This window comes from Dermatophilaceae bacterium Soc4.6 (genome assembly GCA_039889245.1).
Classification (GTDB): Bacteria; Actinomycetota; Actinomycetes; order Actinomycetales; family Dermatophilaceae; genus Lapillicoccus.
This window is the reverse complement of sequence record JAZGVH010000002.1, coordinates 566,493-583,600: the sequence shown is the minus strand read 5'-3', so window position 1 is coordinate 583,600 and position 17,108 is coordinate 566,493. Positions and strand designations below refer to the sequence as shown.

14 protein-coding genes are annotated in these 17,108 nt (G+C 71.6%); 6 read left to right on the top strand and 8 right to left on the bottom strand.

Annotated features, from left to right (window positions below; translation table 11 throughout):
- The first annotated feature begins 50 nt into the window (after positions 1-50).
- Positions 51-896 (top strand): GNAT family N-acetyltransferase, encoded by an 846-nt coding sequence (locus V3N99_02785; protein MEO3935664.1) that lies wholly within the window; start codon positions 51-53, stop codon positions 894-896.
- A gap of 108 nt (positions 897-1,004) precedes the next feature.
- Here the strand turns inward: V3N99_02785 and V3N99_02780 are convergent, their stop codons facing one another.
- From V3N99_02780 to V3N99_02770, 3 genes are all read right to left on the bottom strand, one after another.
- Positions 1,005-2,102, bottom strand: coding sequence for a sugar-binding protein (locus V3N99_02780; GenBank protein ID MEO3935663.1), 1,098 nt, complete (start codon positions 2,100-2,102; stop codon positions 1,005-1,007).
- A 78-nt stretch (positions 2,103-2,180) separates the two neighbouring features.
- A complete protein-coding gene (gene mmsB, locus V3N99_02775) occupies positions 2,181-3,488 on the bottom strand; it encodes a multiple monosaccharide ABC transporter permease (protein ID MEO3935662.1) in 1,308 nt (435 codons plus the stop codon).
- 43 nt (positions 3,489-3,531) lie between these two features.
- Positions 3,532-5,133, bottom strand: coding sequence for a sugar ABC transporter ATP-binding protein (locus V3N99_02770; GenBank protein ID MEO3935661.1), 1,602 nt, complete (start codon positions 5,131-5,133; stop codon positions 3,532-3,534).
- Positions 5,134-5,483: 350 nt separating this feature from the next.
- Between V3N99_02770 and V3N99_02765 the strand changes: the two genes are divergently transcribed.
- The 5 genes from V3N99_02765 to V3N99_02745 all read left to right on the top strand — a co-directional run bounded on the left by V3N99_02765 (position 5,484) and on the right by V3N99_02745 (position 10,594).
- Positions 5,484-6,470: a LacI family DNA-binding transcriptional regulator gene (locus V3N99_02765; protein MEO3935660.1), complete on the top strand. Its 987-nt coding sequence runs from the start codon at positions 5,484-5,486 to the stop codon at positions 6,468-6,470.
- A gap of 63 nt (positions 6,471-6,533) precedes the next feature.
- On the top strand, positions 6,534-6,944 hold the full coding sequence (locus V3N99_02760; GenBank protein MEO3935659.1) for a DoxX family protein: 411 nt from the start codon (positions 6,534-6,536) through the stop codon (positions 6,942-6,944).
- A gap of 335 nt (positions 6,945-7,279) precedes the next feature.
- Positions 7,280-9,040, top strand: a complete 1,761-nt coding sequence (locus V3N99_02755) for a proline--tRNA ligase (GenBank protein ID MEO3935658.1) — start codon at positions 7,280-7,282, stop codon at positions 9,038-9,040.
- Positions 9,037-9,789: an HAD family hydrolase gene (locus V3N99_02750; GenBank protein ID MEO3935657.1), complete on the top strand. Its 753-nt coding sequence runs from the start codon at positions 9,037-9,039 to the stop codon at positions 9,787-9,789. The genes V3N99_02755 and V3N99_02750 overlap by 4 nt, the downstream gene beginning before the upstream one ends.
- Position 9,790: 1 nt before the next feature.
- Positions 9,791-10,594, top strand: a complete 804-nt coding sequence (locus V3N99_02745) for a TSUP family transporter (GenBank protein MEO3935656.1) — start codon at positions 9,791-9,793, stop codon at positions 10,592-10,594.
- 43 nt (positions 10,595-10,637) lie between these two features.
- Here the strand turns inward: V3N99_02745 and V3N99_02740 are convergent, their stop codons facing one another.
- The 5 genes from V3N99_02740 to V3N99_02720 are packed head-to-tail and all read right to left on the bottom strand — an operon-like array spanning position 10,638 to position 17,104.
- Positions 10,638-11,528: an ECF transporter S component gene (locus V3N99_02740; GenBank protein ID MEO3935655.1), complete on the bottom strand. Its 891-nt coding sequence runs from the start codon at positions 11,526-11,528 to the stop codon at positions 10,638-10,640.
- On the bottom strand, positions 11,525-13,270 hold the full coding sequence (locus V3N99_02735; protein ID MEO3935654.1) for an ATP-binding cassette domain-containing protein: 1,746 nt from the start codon (positions 13,268-13,270) through the stop codon (positions 11,525-11,527). Before V3N99_02735 ends, V3N99_02740 begins: the two co-directional genes overlap by 4 nt.
- Positions 13,171-14,391, bottom strand: coding sequence for an energy-coupling factor transporter transmembrane component T (locus V3N99_02730; GenBank protein ID MEO3935653.1), 1,221 nt, complete (start codon positions 14,389-14,391; stop codon positions 13,171-13,173). The genes V3N99_02735 and V3N99_02730 overlap by 100 nt, the downstream gene beginning before the upstream one ends.
- Entirely contained in the window at positions 14,388-15,416 is a 1,029-nt protein-coding gene (locus tag V3N99_02725) for a hypothetical protein (protein ID MEO3935652.1), read from the bottom strand. Before V3N99_02725 ends, V3N99_02730 begins: the two co-directional genes overlap by 4 nt.
- Positions 15,413-17,104: a hypothetical protein gene (locus V3N99_02720; protein MEO3935651.1), complete on the bottom strand. Its 1,692-nt coding sequence runs from the start codon at positions 17,102-17,104 to the stop codon at positions 15,413-15,415. The genes V3N99_02725 and V3N99_02720 overlap by 4 nt, the downstream gene beginning before the upstream one ends.
- Positions 17,105-17,108 lie beyond the last annotated feature (4 nt).

Genomic DNA, 17,108 nt, shown 5'->3' with positions numbered 1-17,108 from the left:
TCATCGACCGGTAGTCGATTTCCGCCTCGGTAACGGCGAGGATGGTCCCCATGCTGCGCACGAGCTCTCCGGTGCGCGCCCTCTCGGCTGCAGACCGTGACGAGGCGCTCGCGCTCTGTGCGCGCAACCCGGCGGCCAACGTCTTCGTCGCCTCGCGCATCGAGGAGGGCGTGCTGCGGGCCATGCCCGGCTCCCTGCTCGGCTACCGAGACGCCGGTGAGCTGCGGGGCCTGATGTGGGTCTCGGCCAATGTGGTGCCCGTCGAGTGCGACGACGAGGCGCTGCGGGCGATCTCGGTGCGCCTTCGTCGGTGGCACCGCGGCTGCGCGTCGATCTTCGGCCCCACCGACCAGGTCGAGCGGCTGTGGGACCACCTCGCACCCCACTGGGGGCACCCACGCGCGATCCGCTGGCGGCAGCCGCTGATGGCGACCAGCTCGCAGCCCGGTGGGCTGGGTGTGACGATCGACCCCCGTGTGCGGCTGGCCCGCAACGACGAGGTCGATGCGGTCCTGCCGGCGGCGGCAGCCATGTTCACCGACGAGATCGGCTACGCGCCCTACACCGGCTCGTCGCGTGGTTACCGCAACCTCATCGCCCAGCTGATCCGTGAGCGCCGCACCTACGTCTGGGTCGAGGACGGCGAGGTGCTCTTCAAGGCCGACGTCGGCTCGGCGTCGATCGGCGCCGCCCAGATCCAGGGGGTGTGGCTGGCGCCGCGGCTGCGCGGGCAGGGCCTGGCCGCGCCGCTGATGGGAGCCGCCACGTCCCTGGTCCTCACCCAGATCGCGCCCCTGGCCACGCTCTACGTCAACGACTACAACCGCCCGGCCAGGGCGACCTACGAAGCCATCGGTTTCGACCAGGTCGGCATCTTCAGCACCGTGCTGATGTAGCCCGACACGCCACCGACACGCCCACCGACACGGCACCCGACACAGCGACGGCCCGCCTCCCGAAAGGGAGACGGGCCGCCTGTGCGACGTGCTGGTGGTGCCTCGTGACTACTTGGTGTACTGCTCCAGGCTGGTGCCCGCGTACGCCTCGGCCGCGTTGGCCTTGGTGACGATGACCGGCGGGAGCAGGTTGGCCGGGACGACCTTGACCCCGTTGTTGTACGAGGTGGTGTCGGTCGTGGTCGGCTTGGCACCCGTCTGCAGGGCCTTGATCATCTCGATCGTGGCCGCGACGAGCTTGGTCGTGTCCTTGTTGATGGTGGAGTACTGCTCGCCCGCCATGATCGACTTGACCGAGTCGACCTCGGAGTCCTGACCGGTGACGACCGGGATCGGCTTGCCGGCCTGCTTCACCGAGGTGATGATGGCGCGGGCCAGGGTGTCGTTGGGGGAGAGGACCCCGTCGACGGTGGCGGTCGTGTAGTTGGCCGAGATCAGCGTGTCCATCCGCTTCTGGGCGTTCTCCGGCTTCCAGCCCTGGGTGACGACCTGGGTGAAGTCCTTCTGGCCCGAGACGACCTTGAGCGTGCCGTCGGCGATCTTGGGCGTGAGGACCGACATCGCACCGTCGAAGAAGACCTTCGCGTTGGCGTCGTCGGGCGACCCGGCGAAGAGCTCGATGTTGTAGGGGCCATTGGCTTTCTTGGCCTTCATGCCGTCGAGGAGCGCGGTGCCCTGCAGGACACCGACCTTGAAGTTGTCGAAGGCCGCGTAGTAGTCGACGGCCTGCGTGTCGAGGACGAGACGGTCGTAGGCGATGATCGTGGCGCCGGAGTCCTTGGCGGACTGCAGCTGGGTGCCGAGCTGCTTGCCGTCGATGGCACCGACGACGATCACCTTGGCGCCCTTGGTGACCATGCTCGAGATCTGGTTCTGCTGCTCGGTGACTCCGCCGTTGGCGAACTGGACGTCAGCCGTGAAGCCCGCCGACTTGAGACCGTCGTTGAAGAGCTTCTCAGCCAGGACCCAGTTCTCGGAGGTCTTCTGGGGGAGGGCGACGCCGATGACCGAGTTGGCCGGGAAACCCGCGGCCGCGCCGCCTGCCGTCGAGCCGGGGCTCGTTGTCGTCGTGTCCGAGCGACCACAGCCCGTGAGGGCGAGGGCGGCCACGGACGAGACGGCCAGCACCTTGGCGAAGGTACGCATGTGTTCTCTTTCCTGTTCTTGCGCTCAACCATGAGTCGCGTTGACACGCTCCGGGCGGCGCCCGGCGCGAGAGGGGGGTCAGCTGCGGCTGATGGCCGCGCCGATGGGCTGAGTCTCCGAGGCGGCGGGGTTGCCGCCGTCGGAGGTCAGGGGCGGGGCGACGGTGGAGTCGCCGGAGGAGGAGGAGCTGCCCCTGCCGCGCATGAAGACGCCGGTGATCGAGGGCTTGCCCTGGCTCTTGTTGTAGACGTCGAAGGCGACGGCGAGGAGCAGCACCAAGCCCTTGATCATGTACGTCGCGTCGGCGCCGATGCCCTTGAGCTGGAGGCCGTTGTTGAGCACCGCCATCACGAGGCCACCGACGATGGAGCCGACGACCGTGCCCACGCCGCCGGAGACGGCAGCGCCACCGATGAAGACGGCAGCGATGGCGTCGAGCTCCCAGCCGGTGCCGTCGAAGGGTCCGGAGGCCTGCGAACGGGCGACGAACATCATGCCGGCGAGGGCCGCCAGGATCGACATGTTCATCATCACGAGGAAGTTGATGCGCTTGCTCTTGACGCCCGACAGCTCGGCGGCGTGCCGGTTGCCACCCACGGCGTAGATGTGGCGCCCGGTGATGGTGCGGTTGGAGATGAACCCGTAGATCAGGACCAGCGCGACGAGGATCAGGCCCGAGTAGGGGAAGCCCTTGGTGCCGGAGGCGAAGAGCAGCATGACGGCCATGATCGCGACCGTGATGAGCGCGAGCCGCGTCCACATGATCCAGGCGTCCTCGACGGCGGCGCCGATCTTGGTGAGACGCGCACGGCCACGGACGGCCCCGACGACGATGCCCACGCAGGCCAGGATGCCGAGCAGCAGGGTGAGGTTGTTGTAGCCGGTGGTGGGCCCGACCTCGGGCAGGGTGCCTGCACCGATCTGCACGAAGTCGCTGGGGACGGTCACGGAGTTGGACTTGCCGATGTACTGGTTGACGCCGCGGAAGAAGAGCATGCCCGCGAGGGTCACGATGAAGGCGGGAATGCCGACGGTCGCGACCCAGAACCCCTGCCAGGCGCCGGCGACCGCACCGGCGGCCAGGCCGAGCAGCACCGCGAGGTACCACGGGAGGCTGTAGTTCTGGATCGCCAGGGCCACGATGATCCCGACCGCCGCGGCGACCGACCCGACCGACAGGTCGATGTGCCCGGCGATGATGACGAGCACCATGCCGATGGCCAGCACGAGGATGTAGGCGTTGCCCTGCAGGATGTTGTTGAAGTTGTTGGGACTGATGACGAGGCCACCGGTCCAGACGTGGAAGAAGACCATCAGCGCGACGAGGGCGATGATCATGCCGAGCTGGCGGGTGTCTCCACCGAAGATCTTCTTGACCTTGTTCATGGTTCCGTTCCTGCTGTGTCGTGGGTCGGGTGGGTGGAGGTCGTCAGACCAGGACGGCGGTGTGAGTCTCGACGTCGCCGCCGCCGTGCGAGTTCTTGGTCATCAGGCGCATCAGCGACTCCTGGTCGGCGTGTCCCTTGTCGAGGACGCCGGTGATCGCACCCTCGCAGATCGAGTAGATCCGGTCGGAGAGCCCGAGCAGCTCAGGCAGCTCGGAGGAGACGACGATGACGCCCTTGCCCGATGCGGCGAGCTTCTGGATGATGCCGTAGATCTCGAACTTGGCGCCGACGTCGATGCCGCGGGTGGGCTCGTCGAGGATCAGCAGGTCGGGCTCGGTGAAGAGCCACTTGCTCAGGACGACCTTCTGCTGGTTGCCGCCCGAGAGCTTGGAGATGCCCTCGTCGACGGTGGGGGCCTTGGTGCGCAGCTCGAGCCGGTACTGGTCAGCGAAGCGGTACTCCTCCGCGTCACTGACCTGCCCACCGTGGGTGATCCGCTTCAGGTTGGCGCTGACCGTCGTGCGCTTGATGTCGTCGAGCAGGTTGAGCCCGAGGGTCTTGCGGTCCTCGGTGACGTAGGCCAGGCCGGCGTCGATCGCCTGCGACACGCTGTACAGCGAGATCTCCTTGCCGTCCATGACGATCCGGCCCGACACGTAGGTGCCGTAGGAGCGCCCGAACAGGCTGCGCATCAGCTCGGTGCGACCGGCGCCCATCAGCCCGGCGAAGCCGACGATCTCGCCACGGCGCACGTAGAAGCTCTCGCGCTTGCACACCAGCCGGTCACCGACCTCGGGGTGGCGCACGGTCCAGTCGTCGACCTCGAAGAACTTCTCACCGATCGAGGGCGTGTACTCGGGGAAGCGGGACTCGAGGTCGCGACCCACCATCGCCTTGATGATGCGGTTCTCGTCGACGCCCTCGTCCTTGACCCGCATCGTCTCGATCGTCTTGCCGTCGCGGATGACCGTGATCGCGTCGGAGATCTGCTCGATCTCGTTGAGCTTGTGGCTGATCATGATGCAGGTGACGCCCTTGGCCCGCAGGCCGGCGATCAGGTCCAGCAGGTGCTGGCTGTCGGTCTCGTTGAGCGCCGCGGTCGGCTCGTCGAGGATGAGGAGCTTGACGTCCTTGCTCAGGGCCTTGGCGATCTCGACCAGCTGCTGCTTGCCGACGCCGATGTCCTTGACCTTGCTGTCGGGGTTCTCCACCAGGCCGACCCGGGCGAGCAGCTCGGTGGCCCGCTGCCGGGTGACCGTCCAGTCGATGCCGAAGCTGCCCCGCTGCTCGTTGCCCAGGAAGATGTTCTCGGCGATCGACAGCTCGGGGATGAGCGCGAGCTCCTGGTGGATGATGACGACGCCGGCGTGCTCGCTCTCACGGATGTTGGAGAAGTGGCGCACCTGGCCGTCGAAGACGATCTCGCCCTCCTCGGCCTGGTAGACGCCCGAGAGGACCTTCATCAGGGTCGACTTGCCGGCGCCGTTCTCACCGCAGATGGAGTGCACCTCGGCCCGCCTCACGACCATGCTCACGTCGGCGAGCGCCTTCACCCCCGGGAAGCTCTTGGTGATCCCTCGCATCTCGAGGATGACCTCACCCGGTGGGGGAGTCGTGGCCTTGGCCATGTCAACCTGGCTCATCGCGTCAAGAACCCTTTCGTCGGCGGCGTCGTTGCTAGCCCGTCGCTGATTGTGACCCGTGACACACGGGTCCCGACACCTTCCGGTGGAACTTTGTCGGTCACAAGGCGATAACGATTGACATCGTTGTCAGACTGAACATCGAAAGACAACCCCATCGATGTCTGGTCTGTCAAATACCGCGGACCGCCAAGGAATGGCTAGAAGCGCGAATCCCGCGGTGGTCGTTCACCGCTGGCGTGGAGGAACTTGACCGATGATGCTCATCGCACCCAAGATGTCGTGTTGTGTCAACGTTGTCACCCGCCGGGCCTGTGGACGGCCGCCCGGTCCGACCCGGCCGCCCCACCATGGCCGACGTCGCCACGCTCGCCGAGGTGTCGATCAAGACGGTCTCGCGCGTGGTCAACGACGAGCCCGGTGTGCGGTCGGAGACGGCGACCCGGGTCAAGGCGGTGATCGACGAGCTGGGGTTCCATCGGCACGAGGGCGCGAGCATGCTGCGCAAGGGTCGGTCGACCAGCATCGGCCTGATCGTCGAGGACCTCGCCAACCCGTGGTACTCCCAGCTCGCCGCGGCGATGGAGCGCGAGGCCCGCGGCCGTGGCCACTTCCTGATCTCGACCTCGGCCGAGGGCTCGTCGGCGCGGGAGGCTGAGCTGGTCGACGCCCTCGTCGCCCGACGCGTCGAGGGCCTCGTGGTCGTGCCGGCCTCGGTCGTCGCCAGCGCCGAGATCGCGAGCGCGGCGCAGGAGATCCCGGTCGTCTGCGTCGACCGGCCACTGCCGGGTCTCCTCGCCGACACGGTGCTCAGCGACAACGAGGGTGGAGTCCGATCGGCGGTCGAGCACCTGGTGGCGCACCGGCACCAGCGCATCGGCTTCCTCGGTGACCACGCCGGGGTCTGGACCGCCCAGCAGCGGCTGGCCGCCTTCTGCGCCTCGCTCGACGCCCTCGGCATGGTCGTCCCGGCCACCACCCGACTCGGTCCCTACGCGCCGGGCGAGGTCGCTGCCCTGCTGGCCCGGTGGACACAGGGGCCCGACCCCATCAGCGCCATCATCACGAGCAACAACCGCGTCACCCTGCAGGTCATCAGCGCCGTGCGTGAGGGCGGCCTCGACCTTGTGGTCATCGGCTACGACGACTTCGAGCTGGCCGACTTCCTCGACCCCCCGGTCACCTGTGTTCACCAGGACCCGGCGGCACTCGGAGAGAGGGCCATCCAGCAGCTCTTCGCGCGGCTCGACGGGGAGCGCGGCGAGCCCCGCACCTTCGTCATCCCGACCCGGCTGATCGTGCGCGGGGTGCCCCGCCGCCCGGCCCACACCCGCTAGGGCCGCGTCACACTCCCGCCGCAACCGGCCGTCCCGTCGGGCGTACGTGGTGGGATGTCGCGTATGAAGCCCTCCGCCAGCGTCGTGCCCCCACTCACCCGGGGGATCGGCGGCCTCGCCACCGCCTTCCTCGTCTCCGGAGTCGTCCACCTTGTGCGCCCGCAGGTCTTCGAGCCGACCATCCCCCCGCAGCTGGCGCATCCGCGTCAGCTCGTGATCTGGTCGGGTGTGGCTGAGATCGTCTGCGGCGCAGGCATGCTCGTGCCGCAGACCCGGCGCCGGGCCGGGCTGGCCAGTGCGGCCCTGCTGGTAGGCGTGTGGCCGGCGAACGCGCAGATGCTGGTCTCGGCGCACCAGCGCGCCCAGCGCTCGCCCGGCTCGTGGACGGCCCAGGCCGAGCGTGCGGTCACGGCCGTGCGGTTGCCGCTGCAGGCGCCGCTCATCCGTCTCGCGCTGCGAGCTGCGGGCCGCTGACCCCGAGGAGCTCGGGATCTCCAGGCAGGTCGGTCGTCTGCCGGACCACTCGTCAAACTCGAAGTGCGTAATACGAGGAACGTGTCAGAATCGGCGGTGAGACTTCGTCGGGTGATCGGATGATCGGGGTGCTCGGGGGCGCTGACGGGCGTCATCGCGCTGCCTCCGGCGGCGGTGTGGTCACCACACCGCGAGCTCGTCCGGACCAGGTCCGGACGAGCTCGGTCCTGCCCGGACCTCGGGGGTCGGTGGTCGCGGCTAGGCTTCGGTCCTGCCTAGCCGGCCGCACCGTCCGCACCCGCGGGCGCCCCCGTCGGCCACCCGAGGAGCCCACCGTGCCCATGCGCATGTCGAGCCTGTTCCTGCGCACCCTGCGGGAGGACCCGGCCGATGCCGAGGTGCCGAGCCACCGCCTGCTGGTGCGCGCCGGCTACATCCGCCGGGTCAGCCCGGGCATCTACACGTGGCTGCCGCTCGGGTTGAAGGTGCTGCGCAGGGTCGAGCAGATCGTGCGCGAGGAGATGGACGCGATCGGCGCGCAGGAGCTGCTCTTCCCCGCTCTCGTGCCGCGGGAGCCCTACGAGACGACGGGCCGCTGGACCGCCTACGGTCCCAACATCTTCCGGCTCAAGGACCGCAAGGGCAGCGACTACCTGCTCGCCCCGACGCACGAGGAACTGTTCACCCTCGCGGTCAAGGACCTCTTCAGCTCCTACAAGGACCTGCCGGTCTCGCTCTACCAGATCCAGACGAAGTACCGCGACGAGGCGAGGCCACGTGCTGGGGTGCTGCGTGGGCGCGAGTTCATCATGAAGGACTCCTACTCCTTCGCCGTCGACGACGCCGGTCTCGACAAGGCCTACGACGCGCACCGCGAGGCCTACATCAGGCTCTTCGACCGGCTCGGCTTCCACTACGTCATCGTCGAGGCGATGGCCGGCGCGATGGGCGGCAGCAAGAGCGAGGAGTTCCTCGCGACCGCCGAGAACGGCGAGGACACCTACGTGCGCTGCGCCAACTGTGGGTATGCCGCCAACGTCGAGGCCGTGCGCGTGCCCGTCCCGCCGGCGATCGACTGGGCCGGCGCCCCGGCGGCGCACGTGGAGGACACGCCCGCCACCCCGACCATCGCCAGCCTGGTCGACCTGCTCAACACGGCCTTCGCGCGGGACGACCGCGCCTGGGAGGCCGGTGACACGCTGAAGAACGTCATCGTCCAGGTCACCCACCCCGACGGCAGCACCGAGGTGCTGGCCATCGGCCTGCCCGGTGACCGCGAGGTCGACGAGAAGCGGCTCGAGGCCCAGCTCGAGCCCGCGACCTTCGAGGTCTTCGACGACTTCGCGTCCGTGCCACAGCTGGTCAAGGGCTACATCGGCCCGGGCGCGCTCGGCGCCGAGAAGCCCGGGGCGGTGCGCTACCTGCTCGACCCGCGCGTCGTCGACGGCACGAGCTGGGTCACCGGCGCCGATCAGGCCGGGCGGCACGTCATCGGGCTGGTCAAGGGCCGTGACTTCGAGGCCGACGGCACGATCGAGGCAGCCGAGGTGCGCCCCGGCGACACGTGCCCCAGCTGCGGCCACGCCCTCGAGGCGGCCCGCGGCATCGAGATGGGCCACATCTTCCAGCTCGGCCGCAAGTACGCCGAGGCGTTGGGGCTGAAGGTGCTGAACGAGAACGGCAAGCTCGTGACGGTGACGATGGGCTCCTACGGCGTCGGCGTCTCCCGCGCCGTGGCCTGCATCGCCGAGGGCAACCACGACGAGCTCGGCCTGGTCTGGCCGCGGCAGATCTCACCCGCCGACGTCCACGTCATCGCCCAGGGCAAGGACGACGACGTCTTCCTCGCGGCTGAGGAGATCACCCGGGGTCTCGAGGGAGGTGGTCTGCAGGTGCTGCTGGACGACCGGCGCAAGGTCAGCCCCGGCGTGAAGTTCAAGGACTCCGAGCTGATCGGCATCCCGACCATCGTCGTCGTCGGGCGTGGGCTGGCCGATGGCCTCGTCGAGGTCAAGGACCGACGCTCCGGCGAGGCGCGCGACGTCGCCGTCGCGGAGGCGGTGAGCCAGGTGCTCGCGGAGGTGCGCGGGGCGTGACGGGGCTGGTCGAGGCCCGCCCCGTCGAGGCGGTCATCTTCGACTGGGGTGGCACGCTCACGCCGTGGCACACGGTCGACCTCGTCGAGCAGTGGCGGGTCTTCGCCCGGGAGTACCACCTCGCCGACCCGCACCTGGTCGAGGACCTGACGGCGAGGATCCACGGCGCCGAGTCGGCTGGCTGGTCGCGGGGTCGGGTGGACGGGCACGCATCCGCGCGCATCGAGGACATCCTGGCCGAGGTCGACGTCGTGGCCGACGACCCGCGCCTGGTCGCCGGCCTGGCGGCCTACCGGCAGTTCTGGGAGCCGCACACGTGGACCGACCCGCAGGTCGCACCGTTGTGGGAGGGCCTGCGCACCAACGGGATGCGCGTCGGTGTGCTCTCCAACACGATCTGGTCGCGTGACTACCACCAGGAAGTGTTCGCCCGAGACGGGGTGCTGCACCTCATCGACGCCGACGTCTACTCGAGCGAGACGCCGTGGGTGAAGCCGTCACCCGAGATCTTTCGCTATGCCGCTGCGCAGGTCGGGGCTCCACCCGAGCGTTGCGTCTACGTCGGCGACCGCGCGTACGAAGACGTGCACGGTCCGCAGGCCGTCGGCATGCGGGCGATCTGGGTGCCGCACAGCGACATCCCGGTCGACCAGCAGGTGGCGGTGGACGCGACGCCCGACGCGGTTGCGCACGAGCTGATCGACGTCCTCGACATCGTGACCGCGTGGCACGCGGGCGGCGACCGCTGACGTGCTGGCCATCGACCCCACCGTCGCCGACCCGTCCCTGACCACCGCCCTCCTGCTGACCCTCGCGGGCCTCGTCGCCGGGTGGGTCGACGCCGTCGTCGGTGGGGGCGGACTGGTCCAGCTGCCGGCGATCCTCCTCGGGCTGCCGGGAGCGTCACCGGCGCAGGTGCTCGCCACCAACAAGTTCGCCTCGATCTTCGGCACGGCCACGAGCTCGGTGACCTACTACCGACGGGTGCGACCCGACCTGCGCACTGCCCTGCCGATGGCGGGCATCGCCTACGTCGGGGCGATCGGGGGAGCGCTGATCGGCCTGCAGATCCCCAAGGCGGCGTTCAACCCGATCATCCTCGTCTGCCTGGTGCTGGTCGGGGCCTACACCCTCTTCAAGCCCCAGCTGGGGACGGCGACGGCCCTGCGGTGGGACGGGGTGCGGCATACGGTCGCCGCGATGCTCACCGGCTTCGTCATCGGGGTCTACGACGGGGCGCTCGGCCCGGGCACGGGGTCGTTCCTCGTCTTCGCGCTGGTCGGGCTGATGGGCTACGCGTTCCTCGAGGCGAGTGCCAAGGCCAAGATCGTCAACGTCGCGACCAACCTCGGAGCGCTGACCGTCTTCGCCCCCGGCGGCCACGTGGTCGTGACGATCGGCCTCGCGATGGGGGTGGCGAACCTGGTCGGCGGCTACCTCGGCGCCCGCACCGCCGTGCGCCTCGGCAGCCGCTTCGTGCGCATCGTCTTCATCGTCGTCGTCAGTGCCTTCATCGTGCGGATCAGCCTGCAACTGCTGGGGGTCTGGGGCTGACGCGTGGCGCAGGCGTATGGGCAGGCGGCTCAGCGCCCACCCGTCAGTCGCGCGCCCGCACGGGGTCGTACGACGCCTTGCGGGCCGCTCTCCGCAGGGTCGCCAGCACGGCCGGCCCGAGCAGCGCGATCGCGACCGCGTTGGTGATGGCCCGCCCGGTGTCCCAGCCGCCGGTCGAGGTCACCAGCGTGAAGACCCCGAAGCGGTGCAGGTTGTCGAGCAGCGGGGCACCCGGCACGTAGGCCAGCGTCCCGTCGCCGAGCGACCCGGCGCCGGCGACGAAGGGCCAGAACCAGAGGTTCATCAGGGCTCCGAAGAGGTAGGCCGCCAGCACCCCGTAGACCGCGAGCATCGCCACCTCCCCCCGGCCTCTGGCGCGTCGGGGAAGCAGCCCCGCCCCCAGCCCGATCCACGCCGACGTCAGCATCTGGAAGGGCAGCCACGGCCCGACCCCGGCGGTCAGCAGGGCCGAGGCGAACATCGAGGTGCACCCGAGCACGAAGCCGAAACCCGGCCCGAAGACCCGACCCGCGAGCACGAGCAGGAAGAAGACCGTCTCGATGCCCGCGGTGCCGGCCCCCAGCGGTCGCATCGCCGCGTTGACGGCTGACAGCACGCCGAGCATCGCCAGTGCCTTCGAGTCCATCCCGCCCTCGGCCATCGACGCGAGCACGATGACGACGAGCAGGGGCAGCACCGCCGCGAAGACGTAGGGAGCGTCGACCGCGTGCCCCGCACCGGTCGGCGCCGCCTGCACGAAGAGCGGCCAGGCGAACATGGCCAGTCCGGCGACGGAGGCGACGACGAGGGCCACCGCCGTCCACGGCCCCATCCGCACGGCGGTACCGCCGAGCGTGGCGACGAGGTCGGCCGCCGCGGGGGAGCGGGGGGTCGGGCGCGACGCGTCCGCACGAGGTCGCTCGCGCAGGCTCATGGGGTCGCTCCCGTCGGGATGGTGCTGCCGGCCAGGGCCGTCGCGACCTCGTCGACGGTCAGCCACGGCTGCGGCGCCATGATCTTGGCGACCTGGGGGGCGAAGGACGGTGACGCCGCCACGACCGACGCCGTCGGCCCGTCGGCGATGACCTCGCCCTCCGCCATCACCACGACCCGGTCGGCGCAGGCGGCGACGAACTCCACGTCGTGGGTTGCGACCAGCAGGGCCCGCCCCTCGGCGCGCAGCTCGCGCAGCGCCTGGGCGAGGTGGCGCTTGGCCGTGTAGTCGAGCCCGCGCGTCGGCTCGTCGAGCAGCAGCACCGGAGGCTCGGCGGTCAGCTGCACGGCGAGCACCAGCGCCAGGCGCTGCCCCTCGGAGAGGTCCCGCGGGTGCTGCTCGCCACCGATGCCCGGCACGAGCCGGTCGAGCAGCGCCCGGCAGGTGCCGTGCGCCGAGCCGGTCTGGTCGTCGGCGGCGAGGCACTCCTCACGCACGGTGCGCAGGTAGAGCAGGTCGGCCGCCGTCTGGGGGACGAGCCCGACCAGGCGACGGGCAGCGTCGTCCGACAGCGACTTCGGGTCCTTGCTGCTGACCAGGACCGTGCCGCTGCGCCGTCGGCCACTGCCCTGCAGCGCCCACATCAGGGAGGACTTGCCTGAGCCGTTGCGGCCCATGAGGGCGGTGAGGCTGCCGCGCTCGAGCTGCAGGCTGACGTCGCGGACGGCCACGTGCTCGCCGTAGGTGACGGTGACGTGGGACGCCTCGAGCGCGGCACCTCCTGAGGGGTGACGGGCGAGCAGGGGGGACGGGTCGGCCGCCGCAGGCCGCACCCCTTCCAACCGCTCGCGCAGGGGTCCGGCGGCGCGCCGGGCGTCACGCACCGACAAGCGCAGGGGCGCCCAGCCGGCCAGCCGGCCGAGCTCGATGACGGGTGGCGCGATGGAGCAGGTCTGCATGACCACCTCGGGAGGGCCGCTGGTGACCACCCCGCCACCGGGTAGGTGCACGACGCGGTCGGCGAACTGCAGCACCCGCTCGAGCCGGTGCTCGGCGATCACGACGGTGGTGCCCAGGTCGTGCACGAGGCGGGTGACGGCGGCGAGCACCTCCTCGGCGGCGGTGGGGTCGAGCGCCGAGGTCGGCTCGTCGAGCACGAGCACCCGGGGGTGGGCCGTGAGCACCGAGCCGATGGCGACGCGCTGCTGCTGGCCACCGGACAGCGAGGCCAGCGGGCGGTGGCGCAGCTCGGCGATGCCGAGCAGGTCCAGGGTCTCCTCGACGCGCCGGCGCATCGTCTCCGGCGGCACGGCGAGCTGCTCCATCCCGTAGGCCAGCTCGTCCTCGACGGTGTCGGTGACGAAGCCGGCGAGCGGGTCCTGCCCCACCCAGCCCACGACGTCGGCCATCTCGCGTGGGGGGTGGAGCCGCGTGTCGTAGCCGCCGACGGTGACCCGCCCGGCCAGCCGCCCGCCCGTGAAGTGCGGCACCAGGCCGTTGATCGCCCCCAGCAGCGTCGACTTGCCGACGCCGGTGGAGCCGACGACGAGGGCCAGCTCTCCCTCCTCGATGTGCAGGTCGACGTCTCGCAGGGTCGGGACGGGCGCGTCGGCATACGTGACGCTGACCCCCTCGAGGCGGATCACCGCGGCCCTCCCGCCGGGACCAGCCGCAGCGGGGTCGCCACCGCCTGCGATGTCGGGCCGCCGCCTGCGGTGGACGCCGGCGGCGGCGTCAGCCACGCGGGCAGCGCCGCCACGACCACCGCGGCGAGCGGGAGCACCGACAGGGCGGGCCACGCAGCCGGGCTGACCGCAGGGTTGAGCACCACGGGGTCGACCTGCGCCGTGAGGGCGAGGGCCAGCCCGGCCACGGCCCCGCTGAGGGTAACGCCCCAGGCGGCGAGGTCGAAGGGATCGGGACGGTAGCGCGTGGTCCGGGTGCGCCGGCTCGCCGCGACCAGACCGCTCGAGGCGACGGCGAGGCCGGCCAGCAGCGTCGGCAGGGCCAGCAGCTGAGCGGTGGTGCCGTCGAGCACCGCATAGACCCCCACGCAGACCCCGATCAGACCGGCGATGGTGAGGCCACCGGTGACGAGTCGGCTACGCGCAGAGGCCTGCCCGTGGCGCCCGTAGCCGCGGGCGTCCATCGCGGCCGCGAGCAGCAGCGACCGGTCGAGGGCGTCGGCGAGCACCGGGATGACAACCGCGGTCACGGCGTGCCGGCCACGGCTCGGGCCTCCTCGCAGCCGCCGCGCCCGCTGCACGCGGACCACGCTCTCGGCCAGCTGCGGGAAGACCGAGACGGCGATGACCACGGCGGTGCCCACGTCGTAGAGCGCGGTCGGCACCGAGCGCAGCAGCCGCTTCGGGTTGGCGAGGGCGTTGCCCGCGCCGACGCACACGACCATGGTGGCCAGCCGCAGCCCGTCGTAGAGGCCGGAGAGCAACGACGAGCCGGTCACGTCGCCGAGCAGGCGGATGCCGGCGGCCCAGTCGGGCAGCGGGATCTGAGGCAGGTGCAGCAGCACCACACCGGTGTCGCCGCCGCCGAAGACGACCCGGAAGGCGACGCGCATGACCACGATGACCGCCCCGAGCACGAGATACATGCGGAAGGCTCGGCCCCAGGGGGTGTCGGAGCGGCGGCTGACCACGGTGAGGGAGGCGGCGGCGACGATCAGCAGGAGCAGCAGCGGGTTCGTGGTGCGGGTGGCCGCGGAGGCCAGGCCGAGCGCCCACGCCCACCACGCGACGGGGTGCACGGCGCGCGGCAGCCCGTAGGCCCCCGCCCGGTGCAGCCCCCGCGCGCCGGCCAGGCGGCGAGCAGCGGGCACCGCACGGGGGCGACGAGTGGTGCTCACGACGAGTCCGCGCCCCGGCGTCGGCGCCACGCGGTGCCCGCGCCGGCGACGAGGAGGAAGGCGAGGATGCCGACCCCGACGACGGTGCCGGTCGACGGCCCTGCCGAGCCGGCCGACCCCGGCGCCCCCGACGACGAGACGGGAGCAGCCGCAAGCTCACCCGAGACGACGGGCGGGGCTGCGGTCTGGGCAGTGGCGCCGGCTGCAGTGCTCGGGTCGGCCGACTCACTGCTCGGAGTGGCCCCACCTGGCCTCACGGGTGTGGGTGCAGCACCCGGAGTGGAGGCAACGGCGAGTCGCGGCGTGCTCCCACCGCCCGCGGATGTCGGTGCGCTCGCGCTGGAGCCAGAACCTGTTGCGGCAGAGCCGGATCCGGCAGCTGGCTTGGGAGCGGGGACGCCGGTCGCCGGTGTCGCCGGCCTGGCTGGTTTGGCTGGTCGCGTGGGAGCCAGTCGCGGTGCCGGGTTGCCCGAGCCGCTGGCGTTGAGCGAGAACGACCAGCCCTCGAAGCCTCCCGCCATCGCGCGATGCCCCTTCACGCCCTGTTGGCTGTACTGCCACGCGCCGTTGTCGGCGGCGTACCAGTAGCCCCAGAAGGCCGCGCTCGGCGGGGTGTCGAGGCACTGCTCGTGGTAGCCGGGCTGCCCGGTCACCGCGAGCGTCGTGGTGACCGCAGGCTTGCCACCGAGCCGGCAGATGAAGGAGTCACCCCAGCGGCGGGTGCCCTCGAGGCTGATCCCGGCGCCGACGAGCGCGTCGAGCCCGGTGCCGGATCCGGCCAGCGGTGCGGGCGCGCAGCGCACGACCACCCCGCCCCCGAGGGCCTGGAAGTCGACGACCACGGTGACGCCCGTGGCATCGGGGCAGTAGCCGGGCAGGCCCACGGCCTGCGCCGGCGCAGGGGCGGCGACGACCAGGGGCAGAGCCAGGGCGGCGCCGAGGCCGAGCGTCACAGCGGCCCGTCGCACCCGTGCCGGCAGCACCGACCGCGCCGCGTGTGCCGCGCCGACCTGACGCTGCGTCATCGCGCCCGCCCTCCGAGCAGGCGCCACGGCCGCAGCACGACGAGGGCCCCCATGAGCACGCCGATGCCCACCGCGAGCACCAGTGGGGAGCGCCAGAACCCACCGGCCGGTGTCTCGGTGTCCGTGCGAGCACTCGCCAGCGCAGCGGCGTCGTCGGGTGCGGGCGTCGGCGTCGGCGTCTGAGCCGGGGGGTCGCTGACGGCAGGGAGGTCCACACCGGTCGCGGCCGCGCTGGGGAGCACTGGCCGCGCGGACGGGACGAGCGGCACAGACGCGGAGGACAGCGAGCCCGAGCCACCCCCCAGGGGGCCCGGGCCCGCTGCGCCGTCGGACCGGGTCGTCGACACCGGTCCCGTGCGGGCCCCAGCAGGCTGGGGCGGCTGAGTGGACGCAGGTGCCGAGGTGGCGCGTGGCGTCGTGGCGGGGCGAGTCGTCGGGCGTGTCTCCGGCGTTGCCGGAGTGGTGGGGGTGGTGGTGGGTGGCGTGGGCAGCCCCGTCCCCGAGGGCAGCCCGGCGAGCTGCGCGAGCCCGACCGGGTTGAGGGCGAACACCGCCTGTGCCGTGGCCCGTCGCCACTGGTCGCGGCCGGCGGCGCTGATCCCGTGGGTGCGCGCGTCGGCGAGCGCCGCGGCGTCGTAGGCGATGGCCCCCCGCTCGCTGGCGAGCGCACCGGTCGTGGCGACCAGCTGCAGCCCGGCCACCCAGGAGCGCGCCCTGGCGGCCTGCGTCGTGCGGCCGGTGAGCTGCAGGGCGGCGGCAGCCAGGCCGGTGCTGTTGGCGTTGGCACCGGAGGCGCCGGCGCCCCCGCCGAAGGAGCCGTCGCTGTGCTGGGCCGAGACCAGGTATCCGGCGGCCGCACCCAGCGCAGCGAGGTCGACGCTGATCCCGCGGTCACGGGCGGCGACCATCGCCTGCACGGCGATCGCGGTGCCGTCGACGTCACCGGCCGCGTCCCCCTTGGCCAGTGCCGCATCACAGGTGAGGTCATCGTCGTAAAACACGCGGAACCAGCCGGGTGCGCACTGCTGCGTGCCCAGGAACGTGACGGCGGACGCGAGGGTGGTGGTGTCGGCCGCGCGGGTGAGCCGGGCGTCGCTGAGCCCGATGACGGCGATGGCCTGGCTGAAGACGTTGGTGCTGTCGAATCCTGCGCTCGCGGAGTCCTCGAGCCGCCCCACCTGCGGTCCGGTGGTGGCGATGCGCGCGAGGGTGGCGGCGACCAGGTCGTGACTCGTGCCGCCGGCCCGGACCGCCCGCGGGTCGGCGCCCACCGACTGGGCGGCCACCAAGACCTTGGCCGTTCCACCGCCGTAGCGCAGCGTGGTGTCGGTGGACCAGGACGGCGGTCCGGCGAGCTCGGTGGCGTTGGCCTCGATCGCCCCCCAGGTGCGTTGCAGGTCAACGGTGCTCGCGCCTGCGGCCTTCATGGCCCAGAGGGTGTCGACGGTCAGGCCCCAGTCGGTGCCGGCGAAGGGCCCCGGCACCCCGCCGTCGCCGTCACGCTCACCCGCGAGCCAGCCGGCCGCGAGCCTGGCGTCGGCCGGCACGCTCGCAGCCGTGGCCGCAGCCGACCCCGCGCTGGCCGCCGCAGGGCCGGGCGCGACGAGGGCGGTGAGCGCCACGACGACTCCTGCGGTCGCCGCGACGGCGATCCGCGTGAGCGCGGTGGGGGTGGGGCGTGACGGCATACGG

Coding starts and splice junctions, on each gene's coding strand:
- V3N99_02785 (MEO3935664.1), top strand. CDS start 51: ATGCTGCGCACGAGCTCTCCGGTGCGCGCCCTCTCGGCTGCAGACCGT.
- V3N99_02780 (MEO3935663.1), bottom strand. CDS start 2,102: ATGCGTACCTTCGCCAAGGTGCTGGCCGTCTCGTCCGTGGCCGCCCTC.
- mmsB (MEO3935662.1), bottom strand. CDS start 3,488: ATGAACAAGGTCAAGAAGATCTTCGGTGGAGACACCCGCCAGCTCGGC.
- V3N99_02770 (MEO3935661.1), bottom strand. CDS start 5,133: ATGAGCCAGGTTGACATGGCCAAGGCCACGACTCCCCCACCGGGTGAG.
- V3N99_02765 (MEO3935660.1), top strand. CDS start 5,484: ATGGCCGACGTCGCCACGCTCGCCGAGGTGTCGATCAAGACGGTCTCG.
- V3N99_02760 (MEO3935659.1), top strand. CDS start 6,534: ATGAAGCCCTCCGCCAGCGTCGTGCCCCCACTCACCCGGGGGATCGGC.
- V3N99_02740 (MEO3935655.1), bottom strand. CDS start 11,528: ATGAGCCTGCGCGAGCGACCTCGTGCGGACGCGTCGCGCCCGACCCCC.
- V3N99_02725 (MEO3935652.1), bottom strand. CDS start 15,416: ATGACGCAGCGTCAGGTCGGCGCGGCACACGCGGCGCGGTCGGTGCTG.
- V3N99_02720 (MEO3935651.1), bottom strand. CDS start 17,104: ATGCCGTCACGCCCCACCCCCACCGCGCTCACGCGGATCGCCGTCGCG.